This window comes from Virgibacillus kekensis, assembly GCF_042654125.1.
In the GTDB taxonomy this organism is placed as follows: Bacteria; Bacillota; Bacilli; order Bacillales; family Amphibacillaceae; genus Lentibacillus; species Lentibacillus kekensis.
Genome location: NZ_JBHSFU010000004.1, coordinates 126,579 through 142,243 on the forward strand (window position 1 = coordinate 126,579; position 15,665 = coordinate 142,243).

Below are 15,665 nucleotides of genomic sequence, written 5' to 3' on the forward strand. Positions count from 1 at the left end.
ATCCAATAAAAATTAATCCAGCACGTACCGGTCTCTTCCTGCGAGCATTCCAAACGTCATAACAAGCAGCGCCACACCAATAATCGTCAGGAGCGGAACCGTCCATGCATGTGTCAGGTCATATAAAAATCCGATGAACATCGGACCGACCGCCGCCAGCAGATATCCGATTGATTGCGCCATTCCGGAAAGCTCACCTGACTGGCGGGCATTTCGGGCACGAAGTCCAAGCATAGTCAGGGACAATGCGAACAAACCGCTCATCGCGATACCAATCAACACCGTACTCAATACCATCACACCAAACGAACTGCCAAACAGCAGACCACTATACCCGCCGATAGCAAAAAGTGCCAGAACAAACACCGTGCCACTCTGCGACTTGAACCGGCCGGCAATAATCGGGGCAAAAAAGCTGGACGGCAGACCAACGAATTGCGTAAATGACAGCATCCATCCGGCGGTCGCCATCGTCATTCCATTGCCGTGCAGAATTTCCGGCAGCCACGATACCGTTACATAAAATAAGAACGACTGAAGCCCCATGAAGCATGCAACCTGCCACGCGAGCGGTGACATCCACATCCGGTTATCGCTGACACTGACATATTTAAGTTCCACATCGCCCTCCGTTTTTTCTTTTCGAGCAAGGATAATCCAGACGATAATCGCAATTACGGTTGGCGCGGTCCAGACCGCCAGCCCCAGCTCCCAGCCAAGGTCAACTCCTCGTGCAAGCGGTATACTGACCCCTGACGCCGTTGCTGCAAATATTCCCATTGCGGTGGAGTAAACACTTGTCATGAGTGCGACTTTCGCCGGAAACTTATCCTTCACCACACCAGGAAGCAATACATTACAAATAGCAATCCCCAGTCCGACAAACAGCGTTCCAACAAATAGGAGCGCCAGAACGGGAATCGAGCGAACCGCAATCCCAAACAAGAGGAGAATTAGTCCGGCAATCATTGTTCGCTCGTATGTAAATCGATTGCCAAGCCGCGGTGCCAGAGGTGACATAACGGCAAACGCAATCAGCGGCAAACTTGTCAGGATTCCGACACTCCAGTTTGACAGCGCTAGGTCATCCCTTATAATACCCATCAACGGACCGACCGAGGTGATTGCCGGTCGCAGGTTAAATGCCACCAGCACAATCCCGGCAATCAAAAGAAAACGGCGCATCTGTTTTGCATTCTCATCAGCAGTCATATATGTAAATTCCCTTCCGAAAAGTTCTCTTTCTAATATAGCACACCCGACTTAACTAACTAAAGAAAAGCGCAAGCGCCCGTTTAGCAACGTACAAACTGGAGCACTCTGCAATGAGATAAAGGAAACACGGCGAGGTACGAGCCGATGTTGACTTTCACCACAAGGGTATAAGTGCGACTAAGCCTCTGGTTACACCATCGGCAAGTCTTCTTTTCACCCTGGGGTATAAGTGCGACTAAGCCTCTGGTTACACCATCGGCAAGTCTTCTTTTCACCCTGGGGTATAAGTGCGACTAAGCCTCTGGTTACACCATCGGCAAGTCTTCTTTATCGTAGTGAAGGAGTGTGAAGTTTGCTAGTTGCTGGGCGTTGGAGCTGGACATGGCTTGCCCTGTCAAAAGCTGAACAGCACCTCAAATTATACACTTTTCTTATAAAAAAGAAGATTCCCTGCATAAGCAGAAAACCTTCCGGTGATTGGGGTGGGCGATTCGCTTTTTTTGAAAAAATTCAGAATGGCAACACGCCATATGTGAGGAACAAATGAATCGGGGATAAGATTCATTTGGTGGAAGGACGCATCCCTTTCGTCCTTCCATTTTAATGCGTAATATTGCCCAGGAAATAACGCTGAACATGGCGAATTCTGTCACTGTCAGACGATCAATCCTCAATTAACACAGGATCTTTGCGCAACTTCCTGATCGACTGTCTGCCCCAGCTTTTAACCGCATCCACAGTCATGTTCTCCTGTTCGGCAATCGATTTCAATGATTTATCAAGAATTATATTGTAGTAGACCCATTTCCATTGGTTCACGGTCATTTGGGACTGAACTCGCTCCCATAAGAATGGGTCGTTTGGCGTTTCTGTTATTGAAGTTGGCATATTCCATTTGAGCGCCTCGGAAAGAAACTTATCCCGTGTAAACCGCTGATGTGTGGTTCTTTTCAAATCAGCAAGTCTGTACCTGATTTGATGATTCAAGTAAGTCGAAAACTCTCCTTTAGCCGGATCAAATGTTTTATATGCACTCCACAACGCAAACAACCCCTCCTGATAATAATCGCCGTACTGGTCCTTTATACCCATCTTATGGATAAAAAAATAAATCCGCTTTTCGTTCTGTTCGACAACCTCCATGAAGGTTGCTGCACCACCCCAAAACTCTTTCAATAAATAAACCCCATCTCTATTAGTAATTTAACTTCTACCTAACCACAGCCTCCCTTCTACTCTTATTATACAACATTCGTATTTATTCAATTATTTTCATATCTATTGTCGAAAGCCCTACATAACGAACAAAATAACAGAGTATTTTGTCGAATAGTGTAAATGTATGGCGTATGTCTAGAAGAAAAAGCCACTTTTCATTAAATACATTGTCAAGTACATATATGTGTACAATTTGTGAATTATTCTGTTTAAGGGTGTAAAGTATTGATTCAGTTCCTTTAACTATAACTGTTAACTCGCTTGGAAATAGGATACGCAAGAAATTTAACCTTTTTCCTTTTAAGTATACTTGTTTATGGTATAATCTAGGTAGATATTCACATATATTAATAAGGCCACAGTTGCAGCTGTGGCCCTGTGATAAGCGGTTCCTCAGGGGATCAGCTATCCGCGAAAATAGGCCTCTCCCTTTTCACTGAGTCGGGAGGTCTATTTTTTATTCATCATCGCTACAACAAGTGTCAGCATGGCAATCAGCAGGGTGCCGAAACCGATCAGCACCATAAACACTTCATAAATGTTCAAGGCATCACCCCCTTCTTAGCTGGGCAAGCCGACCAATCCCCGAAAAACATTATCTGGTTATTAGTATAGCATATTTTACCACTGAAATACGAACAAATGTTTGGTTTGTGATCTGGTGTACATGCTTTTGTATTGGAAAAAAATGCTATACATAAATCACAAGCTTTTTGGATAGAGCTTGTATATTACAGTTTATGCGAGCAGGGGTATGGTCGGCAATGCGTTTGTAGCGGGATAGGAGGGTAAAAAAAGAACAGGCTCCCATTTAAGGAAAACCTGTTCGTGTGGCTTAGGATCCAGCGACAATATGGAACCCTGAATCAACGTGCAGCACTTCACCGGTTACACCGCGTGCCATTTCACTTAGCAAGAATAGTGTTGCATCCCCGACCTGATCCTGATCGATCTGGCGACGGAGCGGGGCCTTTTCTTCGATTACAGACATCTTCTCATTAAAGCCGGAAACACCCTTGGCTGACAGCGTGCGGATTGGTCCAGCAGATACCGCGTTGACACGGATACCATATTTACCAACATCTTCAGCAAGGTAACGAACACTCGCTTCAAGCGCAGCCTTAGCAACACCCATAACATTATAGTTAGGGACAACACGCTCAGCGCCAAGATACGTCTGCGTTACAATCCCGCCACCTTCTGTCATCAGCTTTTTAGCCTCACGGGTAACCGCAACAAGTGAATACGCGCTGATATCTTGTGCGAGCAGGTAACCTTCACGGGATGTGTCCGCATACTCACCTTTCAGCTCGTCTCGGTTCGCAAATGCGACCGAGTGAACCAAGCCATGGATCGTACCAACCTTCTCCCCGATCTCCTGGAATGCCTTAACGATACTATCATCGTCTGACACATCGCAGGATACGATTGCTTTAGCCTCGATGTCATTTTCGGCAAGCATCTTTTCCAGCTTCTGCTTGGAACGCTCCTGACGATTGGTAAAAATCAGATTTGCTCCTGCATTATGAAGGGATTTAGTGATTCCCCAAGCAATACTCCGGTTGTTCGCCACACCCATTACAACTATGTTTTTATCCTTCATTAGTGAATTCATTTATGTACCTCCGATTGGTAGGATAAGTTTCTATATATAATGTAGCATAGTTAGGACCAGGTGTTAAATGATAGTTAATTTATTTAAGTATCATCATTAACATCCTGTTTTATGTCATCTATACATTAACTTCCCTCCTCATTTAAATAATATGGTATAATAAATAGAACAAACATTCTATTTAGAGGGTGATATGGTGGAAAAAACTTGGTTCGAAACAAGCTCTGCATTTAAAGCTCAAATGATTGGAAAACTTCTTGGCGACGGTTCTATAACTTTACAGAGAGGCAGAAAACCAAGGTTTAATTATATTCATACTGCAACAGACTTCGAGTGGAGCTATTATTGTTATAAACAATTGAGTAACTTCCTTCCTCTAAACTCACCTAAATATAAAAAAACAGAAGACCCTAGACTCCTGCAAGGGTACAGTGAATCCTATTATGTTCAATCTCGTACTTCAGATATAATCACTTACTTAAGAACCAAGTGGTATTCCACAGTGGGAAAGGTAATACCTTTTGACCTCATAGTCAAACACTTTACCAAGGAATCCTTAGCGTGGTGGTATATGGACGATGGGAACTTTAAGAGCGATGGGCAACTGGCAAGGAAAATAATATTATCTTCGGAGAGTTTTTCTGGGGAAGAAAACGCAGAACTAGTTAGTATTTTAAGAGAGAAGTTCCAATTGAATTTTCGCAGGGATAATCAAAACAGAATTTTACTTTATGATCAGTTCCAAATAAATTATTTTCTCTCCTTGGTAGGAACTTACATACACCCAAGCATGTATAGAAAGACAATTAATAGCTATCAATACATATTCAAAACATCAGCAAACAGAACCACTATATATTTGCCCAAGACAATCAATATAGAATCCCCTACTCGTAATATTAATATGGCTCTTAAAAAGCTACCATATCTTATCAGCACTTATAAAAGTGGGATGTTTTATGAGGAGTATTTTAAAAGTTCTGGTGGCAACTCAGGTGAGATCGAAATGAAAAGCTATCAAATCATAATAAAAGAAGAAAACCTGAATAACCTTCAATTGTTAAGAGCGATGACCGGATTGTCCTATAGTAAGATTGTAGTGCTCTGCTTCATATGATGTACTGCTCTCTGAAAACTGATTTCATTTGCTCCTCTAAAGAATAAATTTCATTCTTTAATTCATTTAGCTGTCTATTCAACCTGTCAGCCTCCCCTTTGTCAAGCTTATGATCGCGAGCATATTCTGCTATAGCTCGCATCTCATGAAGGCGGCTATCTATTTTATCTAATATAGCAACTTGGTTTTTACTCCATTGAATCTGTTGTTCTAAGAATTCTTTTTGTTCTAGCTGAGCTTTTTTCATTTTATTTACCCCTTAGTAAATCTTATCCTGGAAGATCGTCAGTCTAAATATTTAGTTTTAAATTCTTTAAGACTGAATTTCTTAGCTGGTTCTTAAAAGTACTACCTCTAAATTATGAAAAGAGATCCTAGAAAACTAGGATCTCCTTAAATTATCAACTATTAACGTAGAAGTTGTAAAACTCCTTGTGGTTGTTGGTTGGCTTGCTTTGCCGCTATGTCTTTCGATCATAGAATAGACTATATCTTCACCCGTTAATTTTTGGGGCTGGGCACTTCGAACAGTTTTCACTGCCCTACGAGATTCATAATCCTAGTTTTCACCTTAGACCGTATTCTCTAGTCGTTGAACCTTCGCCAGGTTTTCACCGCAGGCGCTTGGCTGCTGATTATCCATTGTATAATCACTTCATTTTTTTAACCTTCACGTGTGCTGTTTCCAGCTACGTTGTGGTATAAAGTGCTTTAGGAAGTTCCAGCAATTCACCCAGTTATACTCTTAACTGTTACCGGTTAAGACGCCCTTACACCAGTTACCTAAGTAGTTGTAAAACTCCTTGAGGCAATTGCTGTGATTGAGCTAACATTGATTGTGCTGCTTGAGTTAGGATGTTGTTCTTAGTGAACGCCATCATTTCTTTCGCCATCGTGCGAACATTTACTTTCATAAATGACTAGACTATATCTTCACCCTCTGATTTATCAGTAGGGGTCGGGAACTTCGGATCAATAAGTTACTCAATCTTATCTCACCTATGGATTTCATCACCATAGTTCTTGCCGTAGATGGTTTATCCTAGTCGTTGAACCTTCTCCAGAGTTTCCTCACAGGAGCTTGGATGCTGATTGCCCAATCTTTCTTCTTTTTACTCCTTCACGCTTGCCGTTTCCAGCTACGTTGTGGAGAAGAAAGCTATAAGGGGTTTCCAGCAATTCACCCGATAATAATCGCTAACCGTTACCAGTTAGGACGACTGTGACTGTGACTGCTTATGCAGCAGCTAAGTCATAATCAACGTCACGAATACGTGATTCCGCAGCAGTTAAGTTCTCTGCAGATGTGCCTAGATTATTAATTGTGTGGTCTAGCCGGTTTTGGTAAGCACCAAGTTTTGACCTTTCAGCTGATACAGTCTCGATAGCATCATTGATTTTTGTAATAGCTGAATTGGCCGCACTTTGGCTAGAAATATCTACCCCACCTACACTTATTTCCATATCAGTTGTAGCCGCTGCATCTAAAGTTAGTACTGTATCTCCATCAGCATTTTTAAATATAGTATCATCAGCTGAAGAAGCTACTAAGTTTCCATTTGAATCGGTTATTGTGGAGGCACCTGCAGAGTAATTAATTGTATAATCACCGGCTTCTAACCCACCATTATCAAACTTTGCAGTGGCTGTTGCCTCTCCACCCTGAATGGTAATTTTTCCATCTTCTATTTTCTGGCTAAAAACTATTGTCTCTGCTGCTGTACCAGTAGAAGTAAATGTTAGATTATCAGTGGTTGTAGCTATTACATTCCCATTAGAATCCTTCAAATCGGTACCATCCACCGTATAAGTACCATCTACTAATTCAGTTGAACCAGAAGCAGTTACTGTTTCCGAAAATTCACTTGCGCCAGCCATACCTAATTCTTGTCCACGCATATCTTTGACATCTATGGTTAGGTTCTGATCTTCATTGGCGCCAATTTGGAAAGTACCTTCAAATGAGCCATCTAAAAGATTTTGTGTATTGAATTCAGTATTATTTCCAATTCTTGAAAGCTCTTGTGATAGCTGATCTACCTCTTTTTGAAGTTCTGCTCTGTCAGATTCGGTATTTGTATCGTTGGAACTTTGTACTGCCAACTCACGCATACGTTGGAGAATAGAATGTGATTCATTTAGTGCACCTTCAGCAGTTTGAATTAATGAAATCAATTTTGTTATCACAATGGCATTTAAACCATTGCTTCTTTATGTTTCCATAAAGTTCAGATCATATCTTCATCCCTCAAGGATGCCCCGCGCTCGTGGGTGGCTTATTGGTATGGTTCCTCACCACCTGATCGTTACACCTTCCTAACTACTTCTTACCAATTCATTAGGCTTGGCTCGGTATTGCCCACCATCAACACTGCTAGGTTTGGTTTGGGGTTCCACCGAATTCACGGAGTTTTCATCTAAGTATTACTACTTAGAGCGGCATTTCTAGTTTACCGTCTTGGGCATTACGAGTAGCCTGTTCTAATCCACGAATCTGACCACGCATTTTCTCTGAAATAGCTAGTCCTGCTGCATCATCAGCTGCACTGTTGATACGAAGTCCTGAAGATAGCTTCTCTAAAGAGTTAGCTGCTTGCCCTTGGTTACTAGTTAGCTGGCGGTACGTGTTAAGTGCCGCAATGTTGTGATTAATTCTCATTTTTTCCTTACCTCCATGTAAGTGTAATTTTTTTACGAGTCACATCCTTGTGTCCCGCATCTATAACAACTCCATTTTAGAGTTATTATCCTTCCTGTAATGTTATGGCCATAACATTTATCCATCATGATGATGTATTACTTATATCGGCATAGTTTGATAATGTTTAATACTTTTTGTTAAATAATTTTTCCATCAATGAATTCATTTTTCCGACTACCACCTCATAAAGTTAAACAAGCCTTATTAACTGGAGTCTATCACCCACGCAACCAGCTTACTTAATTGACTTCTTGTCGAATCTTCTGATATTTTTAATAAGGCAAAAGAATTTTAAAACGCTTACATTACAAAGGGGGAATATAAATTGAAGGCTTTAACATCATTTTTTGACCGGATGGTGCAGCGCTATTTACCGGATGCATTTCTTTTTGCGGTTATTCTCACGTTTATCGTATTTATCCTAGGAATGGCAATCACCGGCAGCTCGCCTGTTGATATGGTCCAGTACTGGGGCGACGGTTTCTGGAACCTGCTTTCGTTTGCGATGCAGATGTCCCTTATTGTTGTGACGGGGTACATACTCGCAAATACACCGTTTGTGAAAAAAGTACTGGCGAAAATAAGTACACTTGCCAATTCACCCGGCCAAGCAATTATTCTGGTGACATTCGTTGCGTCTGTTGCATGTCTGATTAACTATGGATTTGGTCTTGTAGTTGGTGCATTACTTGCCATTCACGTTGCAAAGCGGGTTCCATCGGTGGACTACCGGTTGCTTATGGCGGCAGCGTACAGTGGTTTTCTTTTATGGCATGGCGGGCTATCAGGATCGGTTCCACTTCTCATTGCGACCCCGGGACACTTTTTGGAAGAACAAATCGGAACAGTACCGGTAACCGAAACCCTATTCAGCAGTTTTAATATTTTCATAGTGGTTACTCTGCTGATTACACTGCCGATCCTGAATCGGTTCCTGATGCAAGCACGTGACCCGTTAAACGTTACAAATGCATCGACGTGGAAGACAGATGATGACGATACAGAAGAAGAAATATCCAGTACAGCAGAAATGACACCTGCTGAAAGACTGGAGAACAGTCAAATCATTTCTCTGCTGATTGGTATTCTTGGTCTAGCGTTTATTGTCTATCATTTTGTTAACAATGGATTTGATTTGAACATTAATATCGTCAACTTTATTTTCCTTTTCCTTGGCATTATGCTGCATAAGACACCGCGCCGCTTCCTTAATGCTGTTACCGGCGCTGTAAAGAACGTCGGTGGAATCATTATTCAGTTTCCTTTTTACGCAGGAATCATGGGAATGATGGTCGCCTCAGGGCTTTCTGAGGAAATGTCAATGTGGTTCGTTAGTATCTCGACCGAATTCACCTTGCCATTGTTCACGTTCCTCAGTGCAGGAATCGTCAACTTCTTCGTTCCATCCGGTGGTGGCCAGTGGGCTGTGCAGGGACCGATTATGATTCCGGCTGCCCTTGAAATCGGCACAAGCACCGCTAAGACCGCGATGGCCGTTGCGTGGGGTGATGCGTGGACGAACATGATTCAGCCATTCTGGGCATTGCCGCTTCTCGCGATTGCCGGGCTAAAGGTTCGTGACATTATGGGATTCTGTGTGATGATCCTGCTTTATAGCTTTATTCCGATTTCTATCGGACTGCTGTTCTTTTAAAAGATTCAAGAGGATGCCAAAAACAGTGGGCATCCTCTTTTTATTTTGATTACTGGAACTGCCCTATCTTCAATACTGTGGTAAAATAATACCATTCTCAGAAAGGAGGCCATACGCACATGCATGTTTTTTTAAGACTTGGGCTCAAGTTAATTAAGATGCGCAACCTTACATTAGCGATTTCCACCCTAGTATTCGTCATATTATGTACTGTTATCATGTACGCCCTTGAACCGGACAACTTCGGGAATCTGCTCAATTCCTTCTATTATGTAATGACCACGTTCTCAACTGTGGGTTATGGTGACTTCTCCCCTGTCACAGCGGCCGGAAAAGTATTTGCTGTTGTGATGTACCTTATTGGAATCGGGCTGTTGGGAGCAGTTATTGGAAAGATCATTGATGCCTTGACGATTTTCAGAAGAATGAAGGAGGAAGGTAGGATGGAATACACAAACGAAGGACACGTTATTATCATCGGCTGGAGCAAAAAAGCTGAAACCGCAGTGAACGAGATTCTTGCTTCAACCGAAACAGTTGATATCATAATAATTGATAACCTGCCAAAAACGCCGATTGACCTTGGCGAGGAACGTGTGCATTATATCCAGGGAGATACAACCGAGGAAGATACATATGAAAAGGCAAATATTTCGGCGGCTGATTCGGTCATCATTTTTTCCGACGATACGATTCAGGACGCTTCCTTAAGGGATGCAAAAACATTGACCGTCGCGATTGTAGTCGAACGGATGGCGCCCTCTGTACATACCACTGTTGAGATACTTACTGAAAATAACATTTCCAACTTCTCGCATGTTAAAGTCGATGAGTTCATTTTATCTCAGCAAACCATTTCCAATCTTGCGGTTCGCTCGGCTATCTATAAAGGAGTAAGCAAAGTTTATTCCCAGTTGATCAGCCGGAGACAGGGTGAGAATTTGTACCAACTTCCTAAAAAAGAATCGTGGGTGACATATCAGGACGCATTTAAGGAATTACTGCACCAGGGCGCCACATTGATCTCTGACGGTGAGAAACTGGACATTAACCGCCGGCTCGATGAAAAAATCCCTGCCGATGCCGAACTATATGTGATTTGCAATCAGGAAACATACCAGAAACTCCGGGACACAGGGGTCTGACCCCTCGTTCCGCTTAAGAACTGGGACAGGGGGTCAGGCTCCTCTGTCCCGCTTTAGCTGTGCAACGATTATCCCTACAATTACCAGCCCGGACCCTATTAATACGCCACCTGTGAGCGTCTCATCCAGTATGAGCCAGCCGAAGAACAGTCCGAACACGGGGACAAGGAGTGTTGATAGGGTTGCGGTTACCATGTCGATTGCGCTGAGCAAAATAAACCAGACCGTGAAGCATAGTGCAGATGCCAGAACACCGGTAAATAATATGTAGAAAATACTCTCCCCTGTCAGCTTCACCGGGTCTCCCCATTCGGCAAAAATCGTGGCAATTACTATGCCAATTGTCCCAAACAGCATTTGGTACGCAGACACCTGCAGTTTAGTTACATTTTCAAGTTTCAGCCGGTAATAAATGTTCGAAGCAGCCCACGCCACTGCCGCCAGTACGATTAAAATCTCTCCGAAGATAACCTCGGCATCCTGCACAACAAATACGTCCCAGCCAAGGATTGTCAGCAGGCCAACCATACCAATTCCAAGACCAACTGCCTTAAAAGCCGTGACCCGCTCACCCAGCATCTTCACGGCAAATACTGTGCTCCAAAGCGGCATCGAGTAAAGCAAAACGGACGACTTCCCTGCGTTCACAAACTGCATGCCGTACATAACCAACAAAAATACGATGGCTGTCTGAAGCATCCCAACCACAATCAGGTGCTTCCACATGTCCCTCGGTGGTTTCCCAGCCCGCATTACCCAGACAACCAGAAGTAATGTCAACGCCCCGGTTCCAAACCTGAACGCCGAAAACGTAAACGGACCCATGAAATTAAGCGACGCCTTCATCGCCACCCATGCATATCCCCAAATCAATGTGATCGATAATATCAGTGTCCAAATTACCCATTTCTTTTCTAGCAATTCTTTTCCCATAACAGCAAAACCTTCTTATGTAATGTAATAGATTCATTATAATAGTTTCCGGTTCACCCTGACAATCAGAGAATCCTGATAGACTTTCCGACCTATTACCTTTACCACATATCCCTCAACTTTCCCAAGTTTTTTAATCCAATAGTTGCATATACATTTCCAACTATTATAACTATTCTAAATGTAAGCAGTTACAATACTTAAAAGGAGGAAAGAAATGAAACGGAAATTGTCGTATATTACACTATCCGCACTCGTATCGACATCCTTTTTAGCTACTACAGAAATCGAGACAGAAGCAGACAGTAAAATCCAATCCTCAATTGAGAAACATGCATCAAAGCACGCTCAGGATACAGCGCACCCGCAATTCAGCTGGGGCACTCCAGGACCATCCTCCCCTGTCTTGCATCCTGGCTCAGTCCGGGGAGCAGGTATGGTGGCGGCACCGCTCAAAGAAATTGATTCTGTTATGAAGGAAATGATCCAAAATGACGTTATGCCAGGGGCAGTTACCCTTGTAGCCCGCCGTGGTCATATCGTTCAGCATGAAGCATATGGGCATGCCGCTCTCTATAAGGACGATCAGGAAACCAAACTGGAAGATCCACTCAAAATGACAAAAGATACTATTTTTGATGTAGCTTCACTCAGTAAAATATTCACTACCATTGCAGCTATGGAGTTATACGAGCAAGGGAAATTCGAATTGGACGACCCTGTAGCCGCGTATATTCCTGAATTTGCTCAAAATGGGAAAGAAGACGTAACAATCCGTCAGTTGATGACCCATACTTCAGGGTTCAAACCATGGGTTCCCCTCTACACGATTGGTGAAACTAAGCAGGGTCGTCTGGAACACGTTTTTCAGTATCCACTCGCAAATGAGCCGGGTTCCACCTACACATACAGTGACCTCAATATGATTACCCTGGCCGTTATCGTAGAGCGTTTATCAGGAATGCCACTCGACCAGTTTGTCAAAGAACACATTACAGAACCTCTCGACATGAACGACACCATGTACAACCCGCCGGAAGAATTAAAAGACCAAATTGCCGCAACTGAATACCAGCCGTGGACCAACCGTGGACTTGTATGGGGCAATGTCCATGATGAAAATGCCTGGTCTCTCGGTGGTGTTGCTGGACATGCTGGGGTGTTCTCGACCGCAAACGATTTAGCCAAGCTTGGTCACATGATTATTAATGACGGCCGCTATGGAAGCAAGCAGATCCTGGAGCCAGAAACGGTTGAACTACTGGTTGAAAACCAGATTCCTCAGTTCCCTGGTGACGAACACGGCCTTGGCTGGGAAGTTGGACAAGGATGGTATATGGACGCATTATCCGGACCAACAGCAATTGGTCATACCGGATATACCGGTACATCAATCGTTATCAACCGGAGCAACGACACTGTTGCAGTTCTTTTAACAAATCGAGTCCACCCTACCCGGGAAACTGTCTCAACCAACCCAGCACGACGTCAGTTCGCCCGTAAAGTAGCCGATGCGATTCCTGTCAATGTTCCACATAAAAGTAAAACATGGTTTTCTGGATATGGTGATCAGGACAGCCAGACCCTGACCGCTGAGGTTGACGTTACAGAAGACAGTACCTTGTCGTTCAAAACATGGCACCGGATCGAGCCAGGATATGATTTTGGTAAAGTCCAGGTTTCTGAAGACGGCGAAACATGGACCACTGTCGGCGAATCGTACACCGGTTTAAGTGCGGATTGGACGCAGGAGGAAGTCACCATCCCTGCCGGAACCAACTTCATACGGTTCAACTATGAGACTGATTCCTACACAAATGGTCGTGGATGGTATATTTCCAATCCAATGCTAGATAATAATACATTAAGCTTCTCTAGTAACGACTGGGTTAAAAGAAACTATTAAAGGGGGAAAACAATGAAGGTTAATCTGAAAGTTTCCTTTATTTTGATGACAATAATGGTGCTGCTGGTCAGCCCATTCAGTTTTAACAGCAATACAGTTAACGCTGCTGAAGCGGCTGACGTCAAGGACCTGGTTATCCTTGAAAACGTTCCGCAAGCGGCAGCTGACATCACTGATAACACAGTAGATTTAAGCGCATTGCACATCTACAATAATGGTCATTTTAAATTGACCAGTGAAAACCTTAACTGGGATTCAACCAATAAAAATGTTGCCACAGTCAACCAGGACGGGGTTGTTACATTTACAGAACAAGCAGGGCGTTCATTTATCACGGTATCCGACGGCAATTCCACCGACCGGATTGCGGTTGATTACAAAGTGGACAAGTCCGCCGAAGCAGGAAAGCCTTCCTTCTCCGGAAAAGTGGTTAAACAAGACGGTGACCGTTATGACCTTATTTCAAATGCAATCGAGGGCATGACGTTAAAAGAAAAAATCGGACAGATGCTGATGCCTGATTTCCGCAAATGGAATGGTGAGAATGTTACTGAAATGCTTCCGGAAATAAAACAGACAATCAAAGAATACCACCTCGGCGGCGTAATTCTTTTCAGAGAAAACGTAGTAACAACCGAGCAGACAGCTAAACTGGTTGCAGCCTATCAGGAAGCATCCGAAAAATACGGCATGCTTATGACGATTGACCAGGAAGGCGGCATCGTGACCCGTCTGCAATCTGGAACCGATTTCCCGGGCAATATGGCACTTGGCGCTACCCGCTCAACCGACATTTCGTACAACGTCGGAAAAGCTATTGGCGAAGAGCTTAACTCCCTTGGAATCAATATGAACCTTGCACCGGTACTTGATGTAAACAACAACCCGGATAACCCGGTAATCGGTGTACGCTCATTTGGTGAATCACCACAGCTTGTGGCTGATATGGGGATCGCCTATACGAAAGGACTTCAGAGCACAGGTGTAGCAGCGACGGCCAAGCACTTCCCTGGCCACGGCGATACTGCAGTTGACTCACACCTTGGACTGCCGGAAGTCCCATATGACAAAGAACGCTTGATGGAAGTGGAACTTTATCCGTTCCAGAAAGCAATGGAACAGGGAATTGATGCGGTAATGACCGCACATGTCACATTCCCTAAAATTGATGATACCAAAGTTATTTCCAAAAAAGACGGAACAGAGATTTCCCTGCCCGCAACACTTTCCAAAAAAGTCTTAACCGGGCTGATGCGCGAGGAAATGGGCTTTGACGGCATCATTATCACCGACGCACTGAATATGAATGCAATCGAGGACCACTTTGGACCGGTTGACGCTGCAATCCGTGCGGTGAAAGCTGGAACAGATATTGTCCTTATGCCGGTTGGTCTGAATGATGTAGCAGATGGCCTGTTGAACGCCGTCAAAACAGGAGAGATTTCGGAGGAGCGCATTGAGGCTTCTGTAGAACGACTGCTGACCCTTAAGATCGAACGCGGAATTATCAAGGCCGAAACACCAACACCGGTCAGTGAAATCATCGCGAATGCCGTCGATGTCGTTGGCTCTCAGGAACATAAGCAAATTGAAACGGAAGCTGCAAACAAATCAATTACGATGATCAAAAACGAAAATGCTCTACCACTTGATGTAAATGAAGATGAAAAAGTAGTTGTAGTAGGCAACTCATTTGTTAGCAGCCTGTATAACGCGGTAAAAGAATTCCATCCGAACGCTGAAGTAATTGATGCTTCAGGTCCCCTATCGGATGAACAACTGGCTACGGTTAAAGATGCCAGTGCAGTAATCGTTGGAACGTACACATACAATGTGTGGGGACGTTCACCTGGAAACTCGCAAATGCAGATGGTGAATCAGCTAATCGATGAAGCATCCGCTCCGGTAATCGGCGTAGGAATTCGTAATCCATACGATATCATGGCTTACCCTACTGTCGATGCTTACCTTGCACAATACGGATTCAGAGATGCAAGTTTTGAAGCAACAGCAGCGTCCATTTTTGGCGAAAACAATCCGACCGGACAATTACCGGTAACCATTCCTAATCCGAATGGCGGCGTATTATTTGAATTCGGACATGGTCTCTCCTATTAAGGAGGGTGCCTTGTCCTCACCAACTTTTTTAAAATTTAACAAG

At 43.6% G+C, this 15,665-nt stretch carries 12 protein-coding genes and 2 pseudogenes; 5 read left to right on the plus strand and 9 right to left on the minus strand.

The window, feature by feature from the left end:
- Positions 1-12: 12 nt before the first annotated feature.
- From ACFO3D_RS05035 to fabI, 4 genes are all read right to left on the minus strand, one after another.
- Positions 13-1,212 (minus strand): CynX/NimT family MFS transporter, encoded by a 1,200-nt coding sequence (locus ACFO3D_RS05035; RefSeq protein ID WP_390293548.1) that lies wholly within the window; start codon positions 1,210-1,212, stop codon positions 13-15.
- Between the two features lie 666 nt (positions 1,213-1,878).
- Positions 1,879-2,391, minus strand: coding sequence for a sigma factor (locus ACFO3D_RS05040; RefSeq protein WP_390293549.1), 513 nt, complete (start codon positions 2,389-2,391; stop codon positions 1,879-1,881).
- Positions 2,392-2,883: 492 nt separating this feature from the next.
- Positions 2,884-2,979, minus strand: a complete 96-nt coding sequence (locus tag ACFO3D_RS05045; RefSeq protein WP_390293550.1) for a putative holin-like toxin — start codon at positions 2,977-2,979, stop codon at positions 2,884-2,886.
- Between the two features lie 289 nt (positions 2,980-3,268).
- Entirely contained in the window at positions 3,269-4,048 is a 780-nt protein-coding gene (gene fabI / locus ACFO3D_RS05050) for an enoyl-ACP reductase FabI (protein ID WP_390293551.1), read from the minus strand.
- Positions 4,049-4,244: 196 nt separating this feature from the next.
- On the opposite strand from fabI, the gene ACFO3D_RS05055 reads away from it, so the two are divergent.
- Entirely contained in the window at positions 4,245-5,165 is a 921-nt protein-coding gene (locus ACFO3D_RS05055) for an endonuclease (protein ID WP_390293552.1), read from the plus strand.
- On the opposite strand, the gene ACFO3D_RS05060 is transcribed toward ACFO3D_RS05055, so the two are convergent.
- The 4 genes and pseudogenes from ACFO3D_RS05060 to ACFO3D_RS05075 all read right to left on the minus strand — a co-directional run.
- Complete coding sequence (locus tag ACFO3D_RS05060) at positions 5,158-5,412, minus strand: hypothetical protein (protein ID WP_390293553.1); 255 nt, start codon at positions 5,410-5,412, stop codon at positions 5,158-5,160. The genes ACFO3D_RS05055 and ACFO3D_RS05060 overlap by 8 nt on opposite strands.
- Before the next feature lie 532 nt (positions 5,413-5,944).
- Positions 5,945-6,058: pseudogene (locus ACFO3D_RS05065) on the minus strand (flagellin); the annotation flags it as partial.
- Positions 6,059-6,401: 343 nt separating this feature from the next.
- Positions 6,402-7,340, minus strand: coding sequence for a flagellin N-terminal helical domain-containing protein (locus ACFO3D_RS05070; RefSeq protein ID WP_390293555.1), 939 nt, complete (start codon positions 7,338-7,340; stop codon positions 6,402-6,404).
- A gap of 277 nt (positions 7,341-7,617) precedes the next feature.
- A pseudogene (locus ACFO3D_RS05075) lies at positions 7,618-7,824 on the minus strand (flagellin N-terminal helical domain-containing protein); the annotation flags it as partial.
- A gap of 367 nt (positions 7,825-8,191) precedes the next feature.
- Here ACFO3D_RS05075 and ACFO3D_RS05080 point away from each other — a divergent pair.
- Both ACFO3D_RS05080 and ACFO3D_RS05085 read left to right on the plus strand, forming a co-directional pair.
- Positions 8,192-9,520: a short-chain fatty acid transporter gene (locus ACFO3D_RS05080; RefSeq protein ID WP_390293556.1), complete on the plus strand. Its 1,329-nt coding sequence runs from the start codon at positions 8,192-8,194 to the stop codon at positions 9,518-9,520.
- 119 nt (positions 9,521-9,639) lie between these two features.
- Positions 9,640-10,665 (plus strand): potassium channel family protein, encoded by a 1,026-nt coding sequence (locus ACFO3D_RS05085; RefSeq protein ID WP_390293557.1) that lies wholly within the window; start codon positions 9,640-9,642, stop codon positions 10,663-10,665.
- 33 nt (positions 10,666-10,698) lie between these two features.
- Here ACFO3D_RS05085 and ACFO3D_RS05090 read toward each other — a convergent pair whose 3' ends face one another.
- On the minus strand, positions 10,699-11,598 hold the full coding sequence (locus tag ACFO3D_RS05090) for a DMT family transporter (RefSeq protein WP_390293558.1): 900 nt from the start codon (positions 11,596-11,598) through the stop codon (positions 10,699-10,701).
- A gap of 217 nt (positions 11,599-11,815) precedes the next feature.
- On the opposite strand from ACFO3D_RS05090, the gene ACFO3D_RS05095 reads away from it, so the two are divergent.
- The gene (locus tag ACFO3D_RS05095) at positions 11,816-13,504 is read left to right on the plus strand and encodes a serine hydrolase (RefSeq protein WP_390293559.1); all 1,689 of its coding nucleotides are present in this window, start codon (positions 11,816-11,818) and stop codon (positions 13,502-13,504) included.
- A 12-nt stretch (positions 13,505-13,516) separates the two neighbouring features.
- Entirely contained in the window at positions 13,517-15,622 is a 2,106-nt protein-coding gene (locus tag ACFO3D_RS05100) for a glycoside hydrolase family 3 protein (RefSeq protein WP_390293560.1), read from the plus strand.
- The last annotated feature ends 43 nt before the right edge of the window (positions 15,623-15,665 follow it).